This is a genomic window from Micromonospora sp. NPDC048843 (assembly GCF_040649965.1).
GTDB classification, from domain to species: domain Bacteria; phylum Actinomycetota; class Actinomycetes; order Mycobacteriales; family Micromonosporaceae; genus Micromonospora; species Micromonospora hortensis.
Map to the genome: position 1 here is coordinate 18,035 of NZ_JBEZGJ010000049.1, position 22,234 is coordinate 40,268.

A 22,234-nucleotide genomic window follows, 5' to 3' on the forward strand; every position below is an offset into this window, starting at 1 on the left:
TCTGCGTTCTGTTCACGAAGCGGTAGCCTTGGACTGTGCGAGTACGTGTCGAGCAGACCGCCTTACCCGGGATCGGGGTACGTCACGATCTGGTGACGGAGTCCGGACGCCGCCTGGGCGTCGTTTCTCACCGCAACGGCCGCCGTGATCTCGTTCTCTACGATCCCGACGACCCGGACGCCTGCCAGTCGGACATTCCGCTGACCGACGACGAGGCCGAGGCTCTTGCCGACATCCTCGGCGCGTCGCTGATGCTCGGCCAGCTCTCCGGGCTCCGGGAGCAGGCCGCCGGTCTGCTCACCGAGCAGATCGCCATCACTGCCGGCTCCCCGTACGTCAACCGGAAGCTCGGCGACACCAAGGCGCGTACCCGCACCAGCGCCTCCATCGTGGCTGTACTGCGTGAAGGCGAAGTGATCGTTTCGCCACTCCCCTCCTTCCGCTTCGCGGCCGGCGACGTGGTGGTCGTTGTCGGGACCCGTAGAGGTCTCGACGGCGTTTCCGCCATCCTCGCCGACAGTGACCCGGACGGCTGAGGCGGATGCACGATTTCACCACGCTGCTCATCGAAGTCGGTGCGCTGCTGCTGCTGCTTGGGCTTCTCAGCCGGCTCAGCCGGCGATTCGGCCTCTCTCCCATTCCCCTCTACCTGCTCGCCGGGCTCGCGTTCGGGCACGGCGGGCTGCTGCCGCTGGACGCCAGCGAGGAGTTCTTCGCAGTCGGCGCCGAGATCGGCGTCATCCTTCTGCTGGTGATGCTCGGCCTGGAGTACTCGGCAAACGAACTCGTCGGCAACCTGCGCTCGGCGGCACCGGCCGGGCTGATCGACGGCGTCCTCAACGCGCTACCCGGCGCGGGGTTCGCCCTGCTGCTCGGCTGGGACTGGGTCGCCGCCCTGGTGCTCGGCGGCATCACCTGGGTCTCGTCCTCCGGCGTGATCGCCAAGGTCCTCGCCGACCTGGGCCGGCTCGGTAACCGGGAAACACCGGTGATCCTCTCGGTGCTGGTCATCGAGGACCTGGCGATGGCCCTCTACCTGCCACTCGTCACTGCCGTACTGGCCGGCACCGGCCTGCTCGGCGGCGGGATCGCGCTCACCATCGCGGTGGGAACGGTGCTGATCGTGCTGGTGGTCGCCATCCGGTACGGCCACCTGATCTCGTCCGCCCTGTCGGTGAAGGACCCGGAGGCGCTGCTGCTCGGCGTACTCGGTCTGACGTTACTGATCGCGGGCCTCGCCGCTTCGCTCAAGGTGTCGGCGGCGGTCGGCGCGTTCCTGGTAGGCATCGCGCTCTCCGGCCCGGTGGCGCACCACGCCACCGAGTTGCTCTCGCCGCTGCGGGACCTGTTCGCCGCGGTGTTCTTCGTCTTCTTCGGCCTGACCACCGACCCGCAGGACATTCCGCCGGTGCTGCTGCCGGCACTCGCCCTGGCCGTGGTCACCATGGCGACGAAGACGCTCACCGGCTACCTGGCCGCCCGCCGGGTCGGCATCGCGGAACCCGGTCGATGGCGGACCGGCCTGGCACTCGTACCCCGAGGTGAGTTCTCGATCGTCATCGCCGGGCTCGCGGTGGCCGCCGGGAGCGTCGAGCCGCGGTTGGCCGCGCTGGCCGCTACGTACGTCCTGATCACAGTGGTGACCGGGCCGATCCTGGCCCGGCTGCCTGACTACCCGTGGTTCAAGCGGTGGCTGCGCAACCGCGCGGCGGCCCAACGGCGGGAGCCGATCCCGGTCGCCGACTCACTGCACTGAGCTCCACCTGAACGCCGCGGCGGCGTGGGTCGCGCCCTCGCGGAGGTAGAAACGGTGCGCCTCGGTGCGGGCAAGGCCGGACTCCAGGAAGACGTAGTCGGCACCCTGTTCGTTCGCCCACGCCCTGGCCACCGTGAGGAGGCTGGAGCCGACACCCCGGGAACGCCACTCGGGGTGCACGGCGAGGTCCTCGATCGAAGCCCTGCGGCCGAAGCGCACCGAGAGGATGTCCACGTAGACGCTGGCCACGCCGACCAACTGATCTTCGTCCGATCGTGCCGCGAAGAGTGCGACGTCCTCGTGGGCGAGCAATTGCCCGGTCCGCTCGACGGCGCGGTCGCGGTCCCAATCCCCGGGACGACTGCCGGGAGGGGCGAATAGCCACTCCAGCCCCGCGACGAACTCGGCCTCGGCGCCCCGCTGAAACCGTCGAACGTGGATAGTCATAGGAGCATCATCGGCTGCGCCGTCGATGCGATGGACCCGCCCGTGCCAACGGTTGCGGAATTGCTCCTCGCGGGTACTACCGCAGCACCCGACGGCGGGTTACCGTTTCGCCCCAGCAGCCCAGGGTCCGCAGGCAGCGTTGCCAAACGCGGGCGAGAGCGGAAGGTTGGCCGGTGAGCGTGCAGGAGTCGACGTTCCACGGCTTCGCCAACCCCGTCGATCCGACTCCGGCGGAGTTGCGAGCGTGGGCGTACCAGCCCGATTCGGTGCCGTTGGCCTCGATGCCACCCGACTGGGACCTGCTGGTCTCCGGTGACCGGCTGGTGTTGACACTCTTCGAGTTGGCGATGGATCCAACCTGCCCGGCCCGGCGTTTCGCGTTGCACTGCCTCTACATCTACGCGGCCGACGGCATCCGGACGAACTTCCGCGCCCACCCGAAGCGCCGCTTCCGCAAGCTCGTCGAACAGGCCGAGCGTGACGGCGACGAGCTGATGAAGGTCTGGGCGCACAACGGCCGGGTGCTGTTGGCCCGACCGGACCTCTTCGTCTACCGGGACTGGTGCGAGGGCGGCCTGGTCCGCGAGAACCGCCGCCTCGGCTGAGACGGCTCAGGCGGCTCCCTCGCCCGCGGCGGTGGGGTGCTGTTGCTGTGTGCGGCCCTTTGGAGCTGATGTCGTAAACGATTCACGCCCGCCCCGGTGGCGCGATGTCGTCAACGATTCAGCTCTAGAAAACCTGTGCGTCGGCCGGCCACCCAGCTCGGGTCGAGGGCGGCGTCCCAACGTCGGCCCGCACTTCCCGACAGCGAACGGGCCGCGACCCCGACACGGCGAACGGGCCGGGACCCCCCGTGGGTCCCGGCCCGCACGTCGGTCACCGGTCAGTCCTGCTTACGCTCCGTCTCGGGTCGGCCCCGTTCGCCGGCGTGGTCGCCGTCTTCGGCGAACCGGCCCGCGATGATCCGGTCCCGATAGGTCCCCTCGGTCACCTTGTCGAACTTCTTGCGGACGGTCTCGGCCAGGTTCTCCAACCGGTCCTCGGTCTGCTGGGCCACCTTCTTCGCCGATTCCGCCATCGCTCCCCCTTGCCATGCCGGTAGGTCCAGATTAAGCCGATTGGACCCTTATCGACAGGCTAACTGAAGTGGCCCGGACCGCGCCGGGAATCCAGCGTGGTCCGGGCCGAGAAGTCAGATCCGGGTGAGCGGCGGGTCAGCGATCGGGCGTCCGGCGTGGGCGCCACACCACCAGGGCGGTGGAGGTGCGGTTGGTCGGCACCAGATCCCGGCCCGGGAAGCGGGCCAACGACTCCAGCTCCGCCACCCGGCGGTACGCGGCGTCCAGCTCCGCCTCCAGCCGGGCCACCCGCTGCTGCGCCTGCTCCAACAGCCGTTCCAGCCCGATGATCCGCTTGACGCCGGCCAGGTTGATGCCGTCGTCCTGGCTGAGCCGCTGCACCTCGCGCAGCAACACCACGTCGCGGACGCTGTAGCGACGCCCGCCACCAGCGGCTCGGCCGGGCTGCACCAGCCCCAGTCGGTCGTACTGGCGCAGGGTCTGCGGGTGCATCCCCGCCATCCGTGCCGCTACCGAGATCATCAGCACCTTGGCCTCGTAGGCAGGGTCGCCCGAACCGAGGAACTCGCCCGACATCCCGCTCACCTCCGCGTCCATTCCACTGGACTAACTGACTCGACGCACCCGGGCGTCGAGATGTTCCCGGGCCGCCGGCGGGGTCTGCTCGGCGAACGACTCCAGCGCCGTGCGCGCCTCGTCCGACAATCGGGCCGGCACCACCACGTCCAGCGTGACCAGCAGGTCACCGGCCTGCCCGTCGCGGCGGACCACACCCTTGCCCCGGGCCCGCAGCACCCGCCCGCTCGGCGTTCCCGGCGGCACCCGCAGGGTCATCGCACCATCGAGCGTGGGCACCCGCAGGTCCGTGCCGAGCACGGCCTCCGCGAAGGTGACCGGCACGGTCAGCGTCAGGTCGTCACCGGTACGCCCGAACAGCTCGTCCGGCCGAACCTTGACGTGCACGAAGAGGTCGCCAGCCGGGCCACCGCGCTCGCCCGGCTCACCACGCCCGGCCAGCCGGATGCGTTGACCGTCGGCCACACCGGCCGGGAAGCGCACGTTCATGGTGCGGGTCTTGGTGACACCGCCGCTGCCGTGGCACTCCGGGCACTTCTCCTCGACCACCGTGCCGACGCCCTGGCAGTTGCGGCACGGCTCGGAGAAGCTGAACGACCCCTGGTTGCGGGTGGTCACGCCGGCGCCATGACAGACCGGGCAGGTACGCGGCTGGGTGCCGGGCTTGGCCCCGTTGCCGTGGCAGGTGTCGCAGACTCCCGGCGCGCGCAGCGTCAGGGGCAGCGTCACTCCGCGCACCGCGTCGCCGAAGTCCAGCGCCACCTCGGTCTCCACGTCCCGACCACGGGCCGGACCGCGTGGTGCGGCCTGCCCACCGGCCTGACCGCCACTGAAGATCGAGCTGAACAGGTCCTGGAAGCCGGCGCCGCCGAAGCGACGGTCGCCGCCTCCGCCGCCGCCGAACATGTCGGAGACGTCGAACGGCGTGCCGCCCGGCTGACCCCCACCCCTAGCGTTGCGCCGGAACGCGCCCGAGCCGAACAGCGAACGCATCTCGTCGTACTCGCGACGGCGGCCGCTGTCCGACAGCACGTTGTACGCCTCGGACGCGGCCTTGAACCGCTCCTCGGCCTTCGGGTCGCCCGGGTTGTGGTCCGGGTGCGACTCCCGGGCCACCTTGCGGTACGCCTTCTTGATGTCATCCGCGGAGGCGGCCTTGTCCACGCCGAGCACGGCGTAGAAGTCCTTCTCGATCCAGTCCTTCGAACTCACCGGTCCACCTCCTTCCGACCCTGGTGGCCCGGCCGTCCCGCCCACCGATGAGCGGTGGACGGGACGGCTCGGTCACTGTCTGGCACTATTCCGGATCCGCGACCGCTACCAGCGCGGGGCGCAGCAGCCGCTCACCGAGCTGGTAGCCGCGCCGCATGACCTGCACACAGGTCGGCTCGCTGACGTCGGCCGAGGTCTGGTGCGCGACCGCCTCGTGCCGGGTCGGATCGAACGGGTCGCCCTGCTCGCCGAAGGCGTTCAGGCCGAACTTGCCAAGCGCGGTGGTGAGCTGTTCCGCCACGGTGCCGAACGGCCCGACCAGGTCGCCGTGTTCCCGCGCCCGGTCCAGGTCGTCAAGGATCGGTAGCAGTGCTGCCAGCACCGAGCCGGTCGCCTGCTCCTGCACGAGGTTGCGGTCGCGGTCGATGCGCTTGCGGTAGTTGGCGTACTCCGCCGACACCCGCTGCAGGTCCCTGGTCCGCTCGTCGAGCTCGGCCCGGAGAGCCTCCAGCTCGGCGCCGAGCGAGGTGCCCGCGCCGCCGCCGTCCACCGGCTGCGCCGGGGCGTCCACCACCGGCGGACCGGACGGCTCCGGCCCGTCGGTGGCGTTGACCTCGACCTCGATCTCGTCGACCACGACCTCGGCGTCCTCGACCAGACCCTCGGCCGGCACACCGGTCTCCGCGTCGGCGGCGGTGCCCTCCGGCTCGGCGGTGTCGACGAGCTTGCGGTTGTTGCGGATGACGACCCGCTCCCCGTCGCCGGTCGGCTCCGTGGTCGCGGAGCCACCCGGCGTCGACCCGGTGTCGCCCGGGTCGGCGGCTCGTGGCTTCTGCGTCATGCGGCTACCTCATCCCCTTCGCGGTGGAAACGTGCCGGAGGTCGACGGTCACTTCTTGCCGTCCTCGTCCACGATTTCCGCGTCGACCACGTCGTCGGCGCCGCCGGCCTGCGCGCCGGTCGCACCGGTCGCGCCGGTTGCACCCGGGCCGGGCTCGCCACCCGGCTGCTGACCCTGCTCGGCCTGCTGCGAGTAGAGCAGCGAACCGGCCTGCTGGGAGACCTGCGCCAGCTTCTCGTGGGCCGACTTGATCTTCTCGATGTCCTGACCGCCGAGGGCGCCACGCAGCTCGCCGAGCGCCTCGTTGAGCTGCTCGCGGTTCTCACCGGGCAGCTTGTCGCCGCTCTCGGCGAGGAACTTCTCGGTCTGCCACTGGAGCGCCTCGGCCACGTTGCGGGTCTCGGCGTCGTCGCGGCGGCGCTTGTCCTCCTCCGCGTGCTCCTCGGCGTCCCGGCGCATCCGCTCGATGTCGTCCTTCGGCAGCGAGGAGCCGCCGGTGATCGTCATCTTCTGTTCCTTGCCGGTGCCCAGGTCCTTGGCGTGCACGTTGACGATGCCGTTGGCGTCGATGTCGAAGGCGACCTCGATCTGCGGCACGCCGCGCGGCGCCGGCGGGAGGCCGGTCAGCTCGAAGGTGCCGAGCTTCTTGTTGTACGCCGCGATCTCCCGCTCACCCTGGAAGACCTGGATCAGCACCGACGGCTGGTTGTCGTCAGCCGTGGTGAAGACCTCGGAACGCTTGGTCGGGATGGTGGTGTTGCGCTCGATCAGCTTGGTGAAGATGCCGCCCTTGGTCTCGATGCCCAGGCTCAGCGGGGTCACGTCGAGCAGCAGAACGTCCTTGACCTCACCCTTGAGCACACCGGCCTGGAGGGCGGCGCCGACGGCGACCACCTCGTCCGGGTTGACGCCCTTGTTGGGGTCGCGGCCGGTGAGCTGCTTGACCAGGTCCGTCACGGCGGGCATCCGGGTCGAACCGCCGACCAGGATGACGTGCTCGACGTCGGAGATCTTGATCCCGGCGTCCTTCACTGCCTGCTCGAACGGGCCCTTGCACCGGTCCAGCAGGTCCTGCGTCATCCGCTGGAACTCGGCGCGGCTGAGCGTCACGTCGAGGTGCAGCGGGCCGGCCGCGCCGGCGGTGATGTACGGCAGGTTGATGTTGGTGGTGGTGGCGGCCGAAAGCTCGATCTTGGCCTTCTCGGCGGCCTCACGGAGCCGCTGGAGGGCCATCTTGTCCTGAGCCAGGTCGATGCCGTGCTCACCGCGGAACGTCTTGACCAGGTGGTCGATGATCCGCTGGTCCCAGTCGTCGCCACCGAGCTGGTTGTCACCGCTCGTCGACTTGACCTCGACGACGCCCTCGGCCAGCTCCAGCAGCGACACGTCGAAGGTGCCGCCGCCGAGGTCGAAGACCAGGACGGTCTGCTCCTTGGAGCCCTTGTCCAGCCCGTACGCCAGGGCGGCGGCGGTCGGCTCGTTGACGATCCGCAGCACGTTGAAGCCGGCGATCTCACCGGCCTCCTTGGTGGCCTGGCGCTGGCTGTCGTTGAAGTAGGCCGGAACGGTGATCACCGCGTCGGTGATCTGCTCACCCAGGTACGCCTCGGCGTCCCGCTTGAGCTTCATCAGGGTCCGGGCCGAGATCTCCTGCGGGGTGTACTTCTTGCCGTCGATGTCGACGGACCAATTCGTGCCGACCTCGCGCTTGACCGACCTGATCGTCCGGTCCGGGTTGGTCACCGCTTGGCGCTTGGCGACCTCACCGACGAGCACCTCGCCGTTACGGGCGAACGCGACGATCGAAGGAGTCGTCCGCGACCCCTCAGCGTTGGCGATGACGGTGGGCTCACCGCCCTCGAGAACGCTGACGCAGGAGTTCGTCGTGCCGAGGTCGATACCGACCGCACGTGCCATCTTCGCTTCCTCGCTTCGTAAGGTTGTGCAGGTGACGGGCATCGCCCGTGGGCTGCTGGCGAGCACCGCCCGCAGCGGGCCCCACCACAAGTTGAGTGAACTGGACTCAATAGTGCCACGCGTTGGCCAATCGTCAAGTTGACTTGAGTCAACCCGACGCAACCCAGCCGTTATTACCGTCCGGTTGTCTTCCCTTGCATCGGTCGGGCACGCTTTAGCGGTGACGACGCACGGCGATCCCGCCACCCGTTCCGGTGCGCCCGCCGTCGCAGCCCGTACCGACCCGCCGGACGCCGCGGAGGAGCCGCCCGCCACCACCGGGGACGACAGCCTCCCCGGCGCACTGTCGGGCCTCCGGGAGGCGATCGGCGCGACCCGGTATCCCCTCGCGCTGCCCTCTGCCAACTCTGCCCGGCACAGTGCTACCGCGCTCACCGACCAACTCGACGACTATCTGCTGCCCCGGCTCGCCCGGCTGGACGCCCCACTGCTCGTGGTGGTCGGCGGCTCCACCGGCGCGGGTAAGTCGACCCTTGTCAACAGCCTGGTCAAGGCCCGGGTCAGCGCCGCCGGAGTGCTCCGGCCGACCACCCGCTCCCCGGTGCTGGTCTGCAACCCGTCCGACGCGGCCTGGTTTCGGCAGGGTGACCTCCTGCCCGGGCTGACGCGCACCACCGAGCCGAGCGACGATCCGCGCGCCCTGCACCTCGTCACCGCCCCGGCCCTGCCCGCCGGGCTGGCCTTCCTCGACGCGCCCGACATCGACTCGGTCGTCGACGCCAACCGGGCGCTCGCCACCCAACTGCTGGCCGCCGCCGATTTGTGGCTCTTCGTCACCACCGCCGCCCGGTACGCCGACGCGGTGCCCTGGGAGCTGCTGCGCAGTGCCCGGGCGCGCGGCGCGGTGATCGCCATGGTGCTGGACCGGGTGCCCGCCGAGGCCACCGACGAGATCGCCGCGCACCTGACCGAGATGCTCGCCGAGCAGGACCTCGGCCGGGCACCGCTGTTCGTGTTGCCCGAGACCTGGGTCGACGGTCAAGGGCTGCTGCCCGAGGGAGTCACCGCCCCACTGGCCGACTGGTTCGCCCGGTTGGCCGCCGACGTGGACGCGCGGGCGGCGGTGGTCCGCCAGACCCTCGACGGGGCGCTGGCCGCGCTCCACCCGGCAGTGGAGGATCTGGCCGACGCCGCCGACGAGCAGCTCGCCGCCGCCGACGGGCTGGACGAACGGGTCCGGGCCGCGTACCGGGGTGCCGAGCGCACGGTCGAGCAGGGGCTTCAGGACGGCCGGCTGCTCCGGGGTGAGGTGCTCGCCCGCTGGCAGGAGTTCGTCGGCACCGGCGAGCTGTTCCGCACGCTGGAGGCACGGATCGGCCGCCTCCGGGACCGGGTCGTGGCCGCCGTCACCGGTCGGCCGGCGCCCGCCGTCGAGCTGCGCAACGCCATCGAGTCCCAACTGGTGACGCTGCTGCGCGGGGTGGCCTCGGAGGCCGCCGAGTCCGCGTACACCGGGTGGAAGGCACACCCGGCCGGCGCCGGGCTGCTCGACCCGGCGCTCGCCCACCCGAGCGACGACCTGCCCGAGCGCGCCGAGCGCATGGTCCGGGACTGGCAGCGCGGTGTGCTGGAACTGGTCCGGGTCGAGGGCGGTGACAAGCGGTTCGTGGCCCGCACCGCCGCGTACGCGGTGAACGCCACCGGGCTGGCCGTGATGATCGCCGTCTTCGCCTCCACCGCGTTCATCCCGACCGGGCTGGAGCTGGCCACCGGGGCCGGCACCACTGTCGCCGCGCAGGCCGTCCTCCAGGCGATCTTCGGCGACCAGGCGGTGCGTACCCTCGCCGCCAAGGCCCGAGCCGACCTGCTGGACCGGGTGCGGACGCTGCTCGACGCGGAGGCCGACCGCTTCTTGAGCCGCACCGCCGACGCCCGCCCCGCCGAGGACGCCGGCGACGGGCTGCGCCGGGCCGCCGGCCGGGTCGAGCTGGCCCGGCACCGCAGCGGCCTGTCCGCCGCCGACGAGGAGGGTTCCCGGTGAGCAACATCGCCGGCCGGGTACGCGAGGTGTTCCGCGGCGATCAGCGGGTCGACGCCGACGCGCTGATCGCCCGCCTGGACGCGGTACGCCGGTTCCTGACCGCCGTGGACGGTCTGCTGCCGGACACCGACCTGGTGCCCGCGCACACACTGGTCGAACGGGCCGGCACCCGGCTGGCGCTGTCCCGGGACCACACAGTGCTCGCCCTGGCCGGTGCCACGGGCAGCGGCAAGTCCAGCCTCTTCAACGCGCTGGCCCAACTGGAGCTATCGCCGGTCGGGGTCCGCCGACCGACCACCGGCGTCACCCACGCCTGCGTGTGGGGGCCGCTGGAGGGTGCCAACCATCTGCTCGACTGGGTCGGCGTACTGCCTCGTCACCGCTTCGTCCGGGAGAGCGCCCTGGACGCGGACGACGAGACGGCCCTGCACGGGCTGATCCTGCTCGACCTGCCCGACTTCGACTCGGTGCAGCGATCTCACCGCCTCGAGGTGGACCGACTCCTGGGCCTGGTCGACCAGGTGGTCTGGGTGGTCGACCCGCAGAAGTACGCCGACCGGGTCATCCACGACAGCTACCTGCGCGAGTTCCACAGGCACCGCGAGGTCACTCTTGTCGTGCTCAACCAGGCCGACCGGCTGCCCCCGGCCGAGGTGCCCCGGGTCCTCGACGACCTGCGTCGGCTGCTCGACACGGACGGCTTGACCGGGGTGCCCCTGCTGGCCACCACCGCCATCGACCCGGCCGGGATGGTCGGGCTGCGCAACGCCCTGGAGCGCACCGTCGCCGAGCGGCAGGCCGCGTTGCGCCGGCTCGCGGGTGACGTCGACACTGTCGTCGCCGGCCTGGACGAGCTGGTCGGTTCGGCCCGGCCGGCGGACGAGCCGGACGACACCGCCGTCAACGGGTTGAACCGGGCGTTGGCCGGGGCGGCCGGGGTGCCAGCGGTGACCGAGGCCGTGGAACGGGCGTACCGACACCGGGCCGGCGCGGCCACCGGCTGGCCAGTGGTCCGGGGCTGGCGGCGGTTGCGCCCCGACCCGCTGCGTCGGCTGCACCTGCCCGGCCCTGCCGGCGACCATGCCGACCCGGCGGAGAGCCTGGTGGCGGCCACCTCGGTACCGGACCCGACTGCCGCCCAGCGCTCGGCGCTCGGCCTCGCCATCCGCGCGGTCGCCGACCGGGCCGCCGCCGACCTGCCCGCCGCCTGGCCCGGCGCGGTGACCTCCGCCGCCCGGTCCCGCCTCGGCGACCTGCCGGACGCCCTGGATCGCACGATCGCCGGCACCGACCTCGGCCTCGACCGCCGCCCGCTGTGGTGGCGGGTCGTCGGCGGTGTGCAGTGGTTGGTCACCCTCGCCGCAGTGGTCGGGCTGGGCTGGCTGGTGCTCGGCTACGCGCTGCGGGCGCTCGGCCTGCCCGCGCTGGACAACCCGATGGTCGGCCAGGTGCCGCTGCCGACAGTGCTGCTACTTGGCGGCCTGCTGGCCGGGCTGCTGGTGGCGGCGCTGACCCGCCCGGTGGTGCGCTGGGCCGCCCGGCGCGCCCGGGCCCGCGCCGACCAGCGGCTGACGGCGCGGGTCGCCCAGGTGGGCGATGAGTACGTGCTGACACCGGTACAGATCGTGCTGGGCTCGTACGCGCAGGCACGCGACGCGCTGCGGGACGCCGCACGCCGCTGACGCTCCGCACGGCTCGCTACCGCTCTGCGTACGCCTCGGGCGGCGTAGGGTCGGAGCATGGCCACGCCTCAGACCCCCTACGACGCGGTGCTGCACGCCGCACGCGACGTGACCAAGCTGGAGTCCGCCCTCGACGCCGAGATGCTCGGCAGCGCCCTGCTGGGCAGTGTCTACGCGATCGCGGAGACCGACCGCGACGCGGCCGTACGGGAGTTCGTCACCGGCTTCCTCGCCGCCACCGCCCGCCGCAGGGTAGCGGCGGCGACCACCATCCGGCAGGTCTTCGCCACCCTCGTCCCGACCGCCGAGGGCGCCGATCGGGTGCGCCCGGGCAGCCAGGCGCCCACCTGGACGGCCCAGCTCGGCCGGGTGCACCTCACCGGCACCTGGGCGTACGGCGACGTGTACGGCGACCAGACCTCCTACCTCGCGACCTTCGCCTACGACGACGAGTCCGGCGGCTCGGAGCACGCGCTGGTGGCCCTGGTGGACCACAACATCGGGATCACCAAGGACATCTTCGTGGGCGGGCCCGCCGAACGGATCCTGGACCAGGTCCGGCAGATGTGCGCCGACGACGAGCTGACCTGGTTCCGTACCGAAGATCCAGCCCGGTTCCGGGGCGAGGTGGCCCGCCATCTGGCGGTCACCGACGACCTGGGCGAGTTGCCCGGCGAGGGGTCACTCGCCACCGACCGAGCGTTGGTCGGGGCCCGGCTGGCGATGCTGCCCACCGCTGCCGTCCCGACGGGTCCGGCGGAGGTCGAGCCGCTCTCCGCGGCCGAGCGCACCGACCTGGTCCGGCAGTTCCTCGCCGCACCGGAAGCCGCCCGCTTTGGGCTGGACACCGTCGACGGCCCGGAGTTGGCCTCCCTGCACTTCTGCCTGAGCCTGCTGCTGGACCACTCGGCGAGCTTCCCGGACGCTGATCCGATGCGCTGGAGTCCCGCGGTGTCCGGGCTCTTCCTGCTCGACTGGGTGCACCGCCGGGCCGTCCTCGACATGGACGACGCGGCGATGCTCCCCCGGGTGCTGCGGGCCTGGGCGCGGTACGCGTCGCGCCAGCGCGGGCTGCCCGAGGCGGCGGCGACGCGCACCGACGAGGCGATCGAGGAGATGGTGCCGGAGTTCGCCCGCCTCTACTCGACAGGTGAGCGGCGTAGCGCTGCCACTGCCGCTGTGGCGCAGCTGATGGCCGACGGGGTGGACCCGGACGACCCGGCCGCGCTGGACGCGTGGATCGAGGCGAACCGCCACCGCCTCGCCGACGACGGCGCCTGACGGCGCCTGAGGGTGGGCGGCTCCACGCCGCCCACCCTGAGCCCGGCCGGCATCGCCAGCAGGGGGCCGAACGGCACGCCGCCCGCCTGGGCCCGGGCTAGCGCAGCGGGCCGAAGATCACCGCGGCGATCAGGGCGCCGAGCGCGCCTCCGGTCAGCACCTGCGCCACAGTGTGGTCTCTCAGCCGTACCCGGGACCAGCCGACCACCGCCAGCAGCGGTGCGGCGACGATCAGCCGGGTCCCGAAGGTCAGCGTCAGGATGACCAACGTGCCGGCCGCCACCGCCGAGTGGATCGACATCTTCCACCAGTGGCTGACCGACACGGCGACGACGAGGCCGACGAGGCCGGACACCGCCAGTGCCAGCACCGGGCGGGGCGCGCCGAGCACGGCCAGTAGGGCGAGCCCTGCCGCGACCGAGCCGAGGCCGACCAGCAGCGGCGCCCGGCGCTGCTCCCGGCGGCCCACGTGGTGGTCGGTGAGCCGGCCACGGCGTACCCCGCCGACGATGTAGGCGAACGGTATGCCGGTGACGAAGAGCGTGGCGAGCAGACCCCAGACGAGGCCCTGACCGGGGCGGCTGGCGCTGTGCCAGCTCACCGTGATGATCAGCAGCGACACGAGCACCGCCGGGGCGGTCACCTCGGTGACCAGCCGGGCGATCCGCAACCCCGGGCCGGGCCGGGTGGTGACCGGGCGGGGTTCCGCACCGCCGCCCACTCCACCCCCTCCGGTACGCGCCTACTGCCGCCGTCGCCGGACGGGCCGCGCCTGATCGTCACCGTACCGTCGGCGACACCGCCGGGTACGTCGGTCCGGCGAGCGGCGCCGGGCTGACGCTGGGCGTCGAGGCGCCGGCCGACGGCGACGGGATCGCCGGGCTGGGTCGGCGGGTCGGTACCGCAGGCGGCGTGGGTGTGGGGGCCGGGACGGACCGAGTGCTGGTCGGCACGGCGGTCGCTGACGCGTCGTCGGTCGGCGTGGGTGTCGGCCCCAGCGTCGGGTCCAGTGTGGGCGTCGGGTCCACAGTCAGGGTCGGGGTCGGATCGGGATCGGCCGAGCCGGTCGGGTCCGGGTCGGTGGGGTCCGGATCCGGCGAGTCGGTCGGGTCGGGATCCGGCGAGTCGGTGGGGTCGGGGTCGGTGGGGTCCGGGTCCGGCGGATCGGTCGGGTCGGTCGGCGGTGGCGAAGCGACGGGCGGGGGTACCGGCGGCGAGGTGCTTCGCGTGGGTCTCGGTGCCACCGGCGGTGCGGTCGTCCACCGGACGGGCCCGGGATCGCCGGCGGGCCCCTCCCGCGGACGCGACGGGGCGGCCGGCAGCCAGCCGCTGGTCGGGTCGACGCTGGGTGTGCCGAGCGGGGGAAGCGGTGGTTGGCTGGTCATCGGCATCGGGATCACCACCGGCCCGACGGACGGGGTCGGCATGAACGGGGTGCTGCTGTCCGGTAGGGCGGTGCTGCCCGGGGTGGCCGAGCCCGCGCTGATGGCCGCGAGGATGGGCATCGACGCCGTGCCGGCCAGCAGCGCGACGGTGAGCAGGTAACCCCGGGAGGGGCCCCCGGCGCCGGGGGCCCGGTGGACACCGACCACCCGGCGGTAGCCGCCAGCCGACCGATGCCGACCAAGCGCTGGTGTGCCGGGACCGTCACCTGGCTCGTACACCGCACACCCCTAGTCGTCGGCCGTCGGATGACATGAATGGACGCCGCCGTGGGCCAAAAACCCGACAATTAACCCGATAGGCGCGATCCTGTGGGAATCAGCCTCGCGCAGTCACGGTGTGTCAGCCAACCTCCACCGCGTGTCGACACGCGGTGCTGCCCGAACGGTGACGAATCGTGCCGCAACGCATGGGAAACGCGGGCCGGCATGATGGCGACAAACGGCATCAAAGCATGGGCGGTCGGATTGCGGAGGCAGGCGTACTGTGGGCGCGCTCACCTGCTCTGCGAATATGGAGCACGACGGCAACGCAGCCGTGACCTCCGCGCACCCTCGCGGCAGGCGCGGTTGAGCGCCGGCGCTCCCGATCCGGGTTCGGCCAGAACCCGGATCACGCCGTGCGGCAACCCCCACCGGGGCTAGGCGCGGCCGCCAGGAACCGGTCCGGCAGCAGCCGGGCAGGCGCACGAGTTGCGCGGCCGGGTGACCCCCCGGTGCCGACGCAGACACGACAGGGAGAGACCGATGGCAAAGGGCGACCCCGGGGGCACCACCCGCAGCAGGCGGGCCGCACCCCGCTCCAAAAAGGGCGCGGCCGGCGACCCCGCGCTGGTGCAGCTCCTCACCCCCGAAGGCGAGCGGATCGACAGCGCCACCGGGCCGGACGGCACCGAGTACCGCGTCGACTTCACCGACGAGGAATACCGCGGTCTCTACCGCGACCTGGTGCTGGTCCGGAAGCTGGACGCCGAGGCGACCGCTCTCCAGCGTCAGGGCGAGCTGGGCCTGTGGGCCAGCCTGCTCGGCCAGGAAGCCGCGCAGGTCGGCTCCGGGCGGGCGCTGCGTACCCAGGACATGGCCTTCCCGACCTACCGGGAGCACGGCGTCCTCTACTGCCGGGGCATCGACCCGATCATGCCGCTCGGCCTGTTCCGCGGCGTCGACCAGGGCGGCTGGGACCCGAACGAGTTCAAGTTCAACATGTACACGATCGTCATCGGCGCGCAGACCCTGCACGCGACCGGCTACGCGATGGGTATCACCATCGACGGCAAGACCGGCACCGACGACGGCGAGGCGGCGATCGCCTACTTCGGCGACGGCGCCACCAGCCAGGGCGACGTGAACGAGGCGTTCGTCTGGGCCAGCGTGTTCAACGCCCCGCTGGTCTTCTTCTGCCAGAACAACCAGTACGCGATCTCCGAGCCGCTGGAACGGCAGACCCGGGTCCCGCTCTACCAGCGGGCCGCCGGGTTCGGCTTCCCCGGCGTACGGGTGGACGGCAACGATGTGCTCGCCACGTACGCGGTCACCCGTACCGCCCTGGACAACGCCCGCCTGGGGCAGGGCCCGAGCCTGATCGAGGCGTACACCTACCGGATGGGCGCGCACACGACCTCCGACGACCCGACCCGCTACCGCATCGCCAGCGAGGTCGAGGCGTGGCAGGCCAAGGACCCGATCGCCCGGGTCAAGGCCTTCCTCGAGAAGCAGCAGATCGCCGACGCGGGCTTCTTCGCCGAGGTTGACGAGCAGGCCCGCCGCGAGTCGGTGCACCTGCGCGAGCGGGTGCTCGAGATGCCGGACCCGGAGCCGGTGACGATGTTCGACAACGTCTACCCCAACGGGTCTCCGCTGCTCGACGAGCAGCGCGCGAAGTTCAGCCGCTACATGGAGTCGTTCGAGGGGAGCGCCCACTGATGGCCACGGAGACGCTCACCATCGGCAAGGCCCTCAACACCGGTCTGCGCCGCGCCCTGGAGAACGACCCCAAGGTCATCATCATGGGCGAGGACGTCGGCAAGCTCGGCGGCGTCTTCCGGATCACCGACGGTCTCCAGAAGGACTTCGGCGACCAGCGGGTGATCGACACCCCGTTGGCCGAATCCGGCATCATCGGTACCGCTGTCGGTCTGGCCATCCGCGGCTACCGGCCGGTCTGCGAGATCCAGTTCGACGGCTTCGTCTACCCCGCGTACGACCAGATCGTGTCGCAGGTGGCGAAGATGCACTACCGCTCGGGCGGCCGGCTCAGCATCCCCATGGTGATCCGGATTCCGTTCGGCGGCGGCATCGGCGCTGTCGAGCACCACTCCGAGTCGCCGGAGGCGTACTTCGCGCACACCGCCGGCCTGAAGGTGGTGACCTGCGCCAACCCGCAGGACGCGTACGTGATGATCCAGCAGGCCATCGCCTCGGACGACCCGATCGTCTTCCTGGAGCCCAAGCGGCGCTACTGGGAGAAGGGCCAGGTCGACCTGGACGCGCCGCTGTCCGACGCGTACCCCCTGCACTCGGCCCGGGTCGTGCGGCCCGGCACCGACGTCACGGTGCTGGCCTACGGCCCGATGGTGCGGACGTGCCTGGAGGCGGCGACCGCCGCCGCCGAGGACGGCCGGGAGCTGGAGGTCATCGACCTGCGCTCGCTCTCGCCGCTGGACCTGACCGCGGCGTACGAGTCGGTGAAGCGCACCGGCCGTGCGGTAGTGGTGCACGAGGCGCCCTCCAACATCGGCCTCGGCGCCGAGTTGGCCGCCCGGATCACCGAGGAGTGCTTCTACTCCCTGGAGTCGCCAGTGCTGCGGGTGACCGGCTTCGACACCCCCTACCCGGCCGCCCGGGTGGAGGAGGAGTACCTGCCCGACCTCGACCGGGTGCTCGACGCCGTCGACCGCACCTTCGGCTGGTGAGCGACATGTCCCGGATCAAGACGTTCAACCTGCCCGACCTGGGCGAGGGGCTGACCGAGGGCGAGATCCTGGCCTGGCTGGTCAAGGTCGGCGACACCATCGAGCTGAACCAGCCGATCGTCGAGGTGGAGACGGCGAAGGCGGCCGTGGAGATCCCGGCGAAGTGGGCTGGTCAGGTGCAGGCGATCCACCACCCGGAGGGCACCACTGTCGAGGTCGGTACGCCGATCATCGCGATCGACACCGATCCGGGTGCCGGGCCGCTGGACCCGCCGTCGACCACTGCGACGCCCAGCGGTGACCTGCCCACCCCGTCGGCGGCCTCGCTGGCGGCGGTGGAGGTGGCACCGGCCGAGGGCATGATCGAGCCCGGCCTGATCGGCGGTGCGGCCCCGGGCGGGCGCACGGCGGTGCTGGTCGGCTACGGCCCGCGTACCACCGCCGCGAAGCGCCGCCCCCGCAAGGGCGCGGTCCCGGCTCAGGCCGCGACGGCTCCCGCCACCCCCGCTGGGGTCGATCATGGAGTTGTGGTGGGTGACAAACCAGCCGTGACCTCCACGATTCCGGCACCACAAGTCCATGATCGACGCGGTGGGGCGAGCGGTGGGGCGAGCGGCGGGGTGCTGGCCAAGCCGCCGGTGCGCAAGCTCGCGAAGGATCTCGGTGTCGACCTCGGCACGTTGACCGGGTCGGGGCCGCTCGGCTCGATCACCCGGGAGGACGTGCAGCAGGCGGCGAGCGGCGCGAGTGTGGTGGTCGCCGAGCCGATCGCGGCGACGACAGCGCCCAGCTTCGGCGCGGACCGGGAGCAGCGCATCCCGGTCAAGGGCGTGCGCAAGCTGACCGCCGAGAACATGTCCCGCTCGGCGTTCACCGCCCCGCACGTGACGGAGTTCCTGACCGTCGACGTGACCCGGGCGATGAAGGCCCTGGACCGGCTGCGCGGCCGGCGGGAGTGGCGTGACGTACGGGTCTCGCCGCTGCTGCTGGTGGCGAAGGCGGTGCTGCTGGCGGTGCAACGGCACCCGATGGTCAACTCGACCTGGGCGGGCGACGAGATCGTGGTCAAGGAGTACGTCAACCTCGGCATCGCGGCGGCCACCGAACGCGGCCTGATCGTGCCCAACGTCAAGGACGCCGGCCGACTCTCGCTGCGGGAGTTGGCGGACGCGCTGACCGACCTGGTGCAGACGGCGAAGTCCGGCCGCACCTCGCCGGCGGCCATGTCCGGCGGCACCCTGACCATCACCAACGTCGGCGTGTTCGGGGTGGACACCGGCACACCGATCCTGCCGCCGGGTGAGTCCGCGATCCTGGCCTTCGGCGCGGTGCGGGAGATGCCCTGGGTGCACAAGGGCAAGGTCAAGGTTCGCCAGGTCACCACGCTGGGGCTGAGCTTCGACCACCGGATCATCGACGGTGAGCTGGGCTCGAAGTTCCTGCGGGACGTCGGCGACTTCCTCACGGACCCGGAGGCGGCGCTGCTCGCCTGGACCTGATCGGTTCGAACGCCAGCCACGGCCGGTGTGCCACGGGTTAACGCCCGGCACACCGGCCGTGTCCGTTGGGCGACGAAACCGTCGGCAAGGCGGCCTGTTGACCTTTGATTGTTAGGCAAGTGTCTCAGCTCACCTAATAATCGATGGAAGTTGGCCGGCTTCTGCTGTTGAATAGACGCATCAGGGGCTGACAACCGAATAGCTAGGGGGACCCACCAATGAGCATGATCGAGCGAATCCGCAACCACCGCGACGCGACCCGCCGCGCCCGTGCCATCGAGCACGCGCTGCGCTCGGCGAACTCGCCGGCGGTTCGCGAGGAAATCCTCGTCATCGCCCAGCGTCACATGAGCTGACGCTCCACGACATTCCTCACCTCCTCCAGATCGATGGCCCACCCGGCCCACCGGGTGGGCCATCGGCGTTTCCCAACCACCACCACCGGGATTCCGCCCTGCCGCAGCGCCCGGTACGGTGGGCTTCGGTCGCCGCCCGCCGACCCGGCAGAGGCCGAGCCGACAGAAACTGCTCGACATCAACCGGCGACGGTGAGTGACGGCCAGTGCTCCTTGGACGTGTCGTGCCACCACCCGATACCGTGCGGGGAGCCGGCACAGCGGTACGCCGGTGACGCCGGCAGCCACGCCGAGGAGACCGATCGGCACCGGCGAGCCGACATGTGATGGAGGAGGCGCACCCATGACGTCCGAGGGCCCGCACCGACCCGGCCAAGAGCCGGACGAGGTGTCACCGGGCGCCGGCGGACCGGCGCCGTACGGCGACCGCCCGGCGCAGCCGGACAACGGCCAGAACGCCGCCGGCCCCGACCTGGGCTGGGCACCCCCGCCCCCGACACGGCCCAACCCGTCGGCGCCGGCATGGGCGGCCCAGTCCGAGCAGCCGCCAGCCCCCGCCTGGGGTGCCGCGGCCGCTCCGCAGCCCAACGACCCGGCGCAGCCCGCCTGGGCCGCCGGCGGTGGCGCGAGTGAGCCGCCGCAGCAGCAGCCGGGCGCGTGGTCCGGCAACGACGGCGCGCCAGCTCCGGCGCAGCCCGACCCCTGGGCAGCGCAGCAGCAGGGCTGGACGCCCGCCGAGCAGAGTGCTCCCGCACCGACCTGGACCCCGAACGCCCCCGCTGAGCAGCCGGACTGGGTGCAGGCCCAGCCAGCCGCACGGGGCGCCGCGCAGGTTCCCCCGGCCACCGCGGCCTGGCCCGCCCAGGAGGACCCGGCCAACGGCTGGGGCGGCACGGCCCAGGCCAACCCGCCCGCAGCTGACTGGCGAGCGAGCGAATCTCCGCAACCTGACGCACCGCAGGCCGCCGGCTGGTCCGGCGGCGCCCAGCAGGACCAGGCCGCTGGCAACGGTGGCTGGCCCGCTGCCGACGCCGCCCGCGACGACCAGCCGGTGTGGACGCCGGCGGAGCAGTCGCCACCGACCTGGGGCCAGCCCGCCGAAGCGACCGAGCAGCCCGCCCCCGGCTGGGGTCAGGCCGCCCAGCCGAGCCCGGCCCGTGGCGCCGCTCAGGTCCCGGCCCCGACGACGAACTGGCCCGCGCAGGACGATCCGGCCAACTCCGGCGGGTGGGCCGCGCAGCAGCAGGCGCAGCCCGCAGGATGGAACGACGGCAACGAGGCCCGGCAGGACCAGTCCACGCAGCCGGCCGCCTGGGGCGAGGCCGAAGGCCGTCCGCAGCAGCCCGACTGGGTGCTCTCCCAACCGGAGCAGCCGACCGAGCGGCCGGAGCAGGCAGGGTGGACCCCGGCGGAGCCGACCAACCTCCCCGCCCGTGCCAGCGCCAGCGTGCCCACCAGCGGCGGCGCGCCCAACTGGGCCGCCGGCCCGGACAACGCCGCCCAGGGCAACTCCGGGGGCGTACCGGAGGTCGAGCCGTGGGCCCCCGGCGAGGTGTGGGGTCGCGCGGAGGCCGAAGCTTCCGCCCAGTCCCGTGGAGGCTGGGAGGCGGACCGGGGCGACGAGGCACCGGCCTACCAGCCTGGGCCGGCGCCGGGCATCTCGCCGGCGAACGCGGTGCCGCTGCCTCCGCAGGAGCAGCGCGTCCCGGGTGCCAGCCTGGCTGCCGCCCCGCCGGCCGACTACGCGCCCCAGGCCCAGTTCGCTCCGATCCCCGAGCAGCCCGCCTACGCCGAGCGGGAGACCCCGGACGCCGCCGCTCAGTACGGTGGCCGCACCGAGGACGCCTCTGCGAGCGGCGCGGTCGTGCCCGCCCCGCGTACCTCTCCGGAGTCCGGAGCGGGCCGCGCTGTCGTACCGGTGTCGGACGCCGAATCGGCAGCCGGGGCAGCCGCCCGCGCCACGGCGAGCGCTTCGGTGCCGCTGGCGAGCCGGGTGATGCCCCCGACCGACCAGGCCATCCGACCGACCGGCACGGCCAACCCGCAACCCCGGGTGTACGGCCGTCCGGCGCGACCGGAGCCGGAGGCCGAGCCGGAGCCGGAGGCGTTCCAGGGCGACTCGGGCGCCGACCGCCAGGGTGCTCCGGAGTGGCAGAACGACGCGCCGCGGCAGGCCACGCCCGACTGGCAGCACGAGGGGCAGCGACAGATCGCTCCCGACTGGCAGAACGAGGCGCAGCGACAGCAGTCCGCACCCGACTGGCAGAACGACGCACAGCGGCAGGCAGGGCCCGGCTGGGGCGGCGAGTCCCCGGCCGAGCCGCGCTTCGACGACCGGCAGCCCGCACCGAACCCGTTCAACGAGGCCCAGTCGGCGCCTCCGGCGTTCCCGCCCGGTGTGCCGTCCTTCGTCGATGCCCCGGGCAACAACAGGCCGGTGAACGGCACCCGCCCGCACTCCGGTGGTGAGCCGCCGGCGGACCAGTTCGGCGGCCCCGGGTCGCCTGCCGCCGGCACCGCCACCGGGACGGCGACCTTCGGTGCGCCGAACTTCGGCGGGCCGGGCTCCGGCGCTCCGGGCTTCGGCGGGCCGGCGACCGAACCGGTGCCGGGCGGCGGCTTCCCACCGTCGTTCCCGCCACCGCCACAGCCCGCGCCGTCCTGGGGCCAGGAGACCGGCCAGGCGGACCAGGGCCGGTTCGACGCGTTCAAGCCCGACGCCGCCGACGAGCCGAAGGTGGAGCCACCGACGCCGAAGGTGCGCAACGGCAGGGTGCTGGCCGCTGTGCTGATCGCCGCGATGCTCATCCTGGCGGTGCCGCTCGGCCTGCTGCTGCTGCTCGGCGAGGTCGGTGACAAGAACGACACGCCGGCCTTCGACCCGGCGGTCGGCACCTGCGTGAAGCAGTCCGGGCAGGGCGGCGCTGCGGCGGCGGACTGCGGCGAGGCGGGCGCGTTCACGATCGTCTCGAAGGTGGACGCCAAGGAGAAGTGCACCGACACGACGCAGCCCCACGTGGTGCTGCCGGGTGAGGGCACCAACCGGGTGCTCTGCCTGAAGCCGGCCACGAAGTAGCTGCAACCGACGGCGGGGTCACGGGCAACCGTGCGCGATGCCGCACGGCCTGCGATGGACCGAGGAGATCGACCCGCTGGTGCTGGCGCTGGTCGGTGGCGCCGACGGCCGGCTGCC

Annotated in this window: 19 protein-coding genes; 11 read left to right on the forward strand and 8 right to left on the reverse strand. The window is 72.3% G+C overall.

The genetic code is table 11. From position 1 onward, the window contains the following. Positions 1 to 35 precede the first annotated feature (35 nt). Together AB0C20_RS14430 and AB0C20_RS14435 are read left to right on the forward strand one after the other, a co-directional pair. Positions 36 to 536 (forward strand): TrkA C-terminal domain-containing protein, encoded by a 501-nt coding sequence (locus AB0C20_RS14430; RefSeq protein WP_030332098.1) that lies wholly within the window; start codon positions 36 to 38, stop codon positions 534 to 536. Positions 537 to 541: 5 nt separating this feature from the next. Next, complete coding sequence (locus tag AB0C20_RS14435) at positions 542 to 1,756, forward strand: cation:proton antiporter (protein ID WP_238685255.1); 1,215 nt, start codon at positions 542 to 544, stop codon at positions 1,754 to 1,756. On the opposite strand, the gene AB0C20_RS14440 is transcribed toward AB0C20_RS14435, so the two are convergent. Continuing rightward, positions 1,745 to 2,203 (reverse strand): GNAT family N-acetyltransferase, encoded by a 459-nt coding sequence (locus AB0C20_RS14440; protein ID WP_357178998.1) that lies wholly within the window; start codon positions 2,201 to 2,203, stop codon positions 1,745 to 1,747. The genes AB0C20_RS14435 and AB0C20_RS14440 overlap by 12 nt on opposite strands. A gap of 173 nt (positions 2,204 to 2,376) precedes the next feature. Here AB0C20_RS14440 and AB0C20_RS14445 point away from each other — a divergent pair, with 173 nt between their 5' ends. Then, a complete protein-coding gene (locus AB0C20_RS14445; protein WP_357178995.1) occupies positions 2,377 to 2,808 on the forward strand; it encodes a hypothetical protein in 432 nt (143 codons plus the stop codon). 278 nt (positions 2,809 to 3,086) lie between these two features. On the opposite strand, the gene AB0C20_RS14450 is transcribed toward AB0C20_RS14445, so the two are convergent. From AB0C20_RS14450 to dnaK, 5 genes are all read right to left on the reverse strand, one after another. Then, the gene (locus AB0C20_RS14450) at positions 3,087 to 3,281 is read right to left on the reverse strand and encodes a hypothetical protein (RefSeq protein ID WP_357178992.1); all 195 of its coding nucleotides are present in this window, start codon (positions 3,279 to 3,281) and stop codon (positions 3,087 to 3,089) included. Between the two features lie 136 nt (positions 3,282 to 3,417). Further along, entirely contained in the window at positions 3,418 to 3,858 is a 441-nt protein-coding gene (locus AB0C20_RS14455; RefSeq protein ID WP_030332087.1) for a helix-turn-helix transcriptional regulator, read from the reverse strand. Between the two features lie 30 nt (positions 3,859 to 3,888). After that, positions 3,889 to 5,070: a molecular chaperone DnaJ gene (gene dnaJ / locus AB0C20_RS14460; protein WP_357178989.1), complete on the reverse strand. Its 1,182-nt coding sequence runs from the start codon at positions 5,068 to 5,070 to the stop codon at positions 3,889 to 3,891. An 85-nt stretch (positions 5,071 to 5,155) separates the two neighbouring features. Further along, a complete protein-coding gene (grpE, locus tag AB0C20_RS14465; RefSeq protein ID WP_357178986.1) occupies positions 5,156 to 5,911 on the reverse strand; it encodes a nucleotide exchange factor GrpE in 756 nt (251 codons plus the stop codon). 48 nt (positions 5,912 to 5,959) lie between these two features. After that, positions 5,960 to 7,828: a molecular chaperone DnaK gene (gene dnaK / locus AB0C20_RS14470; protein ID WP_112586096.1), complete on the reverse strand. Its 1,869-nt coding sequence runs from the start codon at positions 7,826 to 7,828 to the stop codon at positions 5,960 to 5,962. Positions 7,829 to 8,048: 220 nt separating this feature from the next. Between dnaK and AB0C20_RS14475 the strand changes: the two genes are divergently transcribed. Genes AB0C20_RS14475 through AB0C20_RS14485 form a run of 3 tightly spaced genes read left to right on the forward strand, consistent with a single transcriptional unit; the run spans position 8,049 to position 12,832 of the window. Next, the gene (locus AB0C20_RS14475; protein ID WP_357178982.1) at positions 8,049 to 9,869 is read left to right on the forward strand and encodes an ABC transporter; all 1,821 of its coding nucleotides are present in this window, start codon (positions 8,049 to 8,051) and stop codon (positions 9,867 to 9,869) included. Beyond that, positions 9,866 to 11,551 (forward strand): GTPase, encoded by a 1,686-nt coding sequence (locus AB0C20_RS14480; RefSeq protein ID WP_357568137.1) that lies wholly within the window; start codon positions 9,866 to 9,868, stop codon positions 11,549 to 11,551. Before AB0C20_RS14475 ends, AB0C20_RS14480 begins: the two co-directional genes overlap by 4 nt. A 57-nt stretch (positions 11,552 to 11,608) precedes the next feature. Then, on the forward strand, positions 11,609 to 12,832 hold the full coding sequence (locus AB0C20_RS14485; RefSeq protein WP_357178976.1) for a hypothetical protein: 1,224 nt from the start codon (positions 11,609 to 11,611) through the stop codon (positions 12,830 to 12,832). Positions 12,833 to 12,929: 97 nt separating this feature from the next. Here the strand turns inward: AB0C20_RS14485 and AB0C20_RS14490 are convergent, their stop codons facing one another. Together AB0C20_RS14490 and AB0C20_RS14495 are read right to left on the reverse strand one after the other, a co-directional pair. Continuing rightward, entirely contained in the window at positions 12,930 to 13,553 is a 624-nt protein-coding gene (locus AB0C20_RS14490; RefSeq protein WP_357178974.1) for a phosphatase PAP2 family protein, read from the reverse strand. A gap of 58 nt (positions 13,554 to 13,611) precedes the next feature. Then, the gene (locus AB0C20_RS14495; RefSeq protein WP_357568138.1) at positions 13,612 to 14,496 is read right to left on the reverse strand and encodes a hypothetical protein; all 885 of its coding nucleotides are present in this window, start codon (positions 14,494 to 14,496) and stop codon (positions 13,612 to 13,614) included. Positions 14,497 to 15,021: 525 nt separating this feature from the next. On the opposite strand from AB0C20_RS14495, the gene pdhA reads away from it, so the two are divergent. From pdhA to AB0C20_RS14520, 5 genes are all read left to right on the forward strand, one after another. Beyond that, positions 15,022 to 16,197 (forward strand): pyruvate dehydrogenase (acetyl-transferring) E1 component subunit alpha, encoded by a 1,176-nt coding sequence (pdhA, locus tag AB0C20_RS14500; RefSeq protein ID WP_357568139.1) that lies wholly within the window; start codon positions 15,022 to 15,024, stop codon positions 16,195 to 16,197. Beyond that, positions 16,197 to 17,186: an alpha-ketoacid dehydrogenase subunit beta gene (locus tag AB0C20_RS14505; RefSeq protein ID WP_357178965.1), complete on the forward strand. Its 990-nt coding sequence runs from the start codon at positions 16,197 to 16,199 to the stop codon at positions 17,184 to 17,186. The genes pdhA and AB0C20_RS14505 overlap by 1 nt, the downstream gene beginning before the upstream one ends. Next, on the forward strand, positions 17,183 to 18,685 hold the full coding sequence (locus tag AB0C20_RS14510; RefSeq protein ID WP_357568140.1) for a dihydrolipoamide acetyltransferase family protein: 1,503 nt from the start codon (positions 17,183 to 17,185) through the stop codon (positions 18,683 to 18,685). The genes AB0C20_RS14505 and AB0C20_RS14510 overlap by 4 nt, the downstream gene beginning before the upstream one ends. A 218-nt stretch (positions 18,686 to 18,903) precedes the next feature. Further along, positions 18,904 to 19,041: a hypothetical protein gene (locus AB0C20_RS14515; RefSeq protein WP_165435866.1), complete on the forward strand. Its 138-nt coding sequence runs from the start codon at positions 18,904 to 18,906 to the stop codon at positions 19,039 to 19,041. 343 nt (positions 19,042 to 19,384) lie between these two features. After that, the gene (locus AB0C20_RS14520; protein WP_357568141.1) at positions 19,385 to 22,117 is read left to right on the forward strand and encodes a hypothetical protein; all 2,733 of its coding nucleotides are present in this window, start codon (positions 19,385 to 19,387) and stop codon (positions 22,115 to 22,117) included. Positions 22,118 to 22,234: the final 117 nt, after the last annotated feature.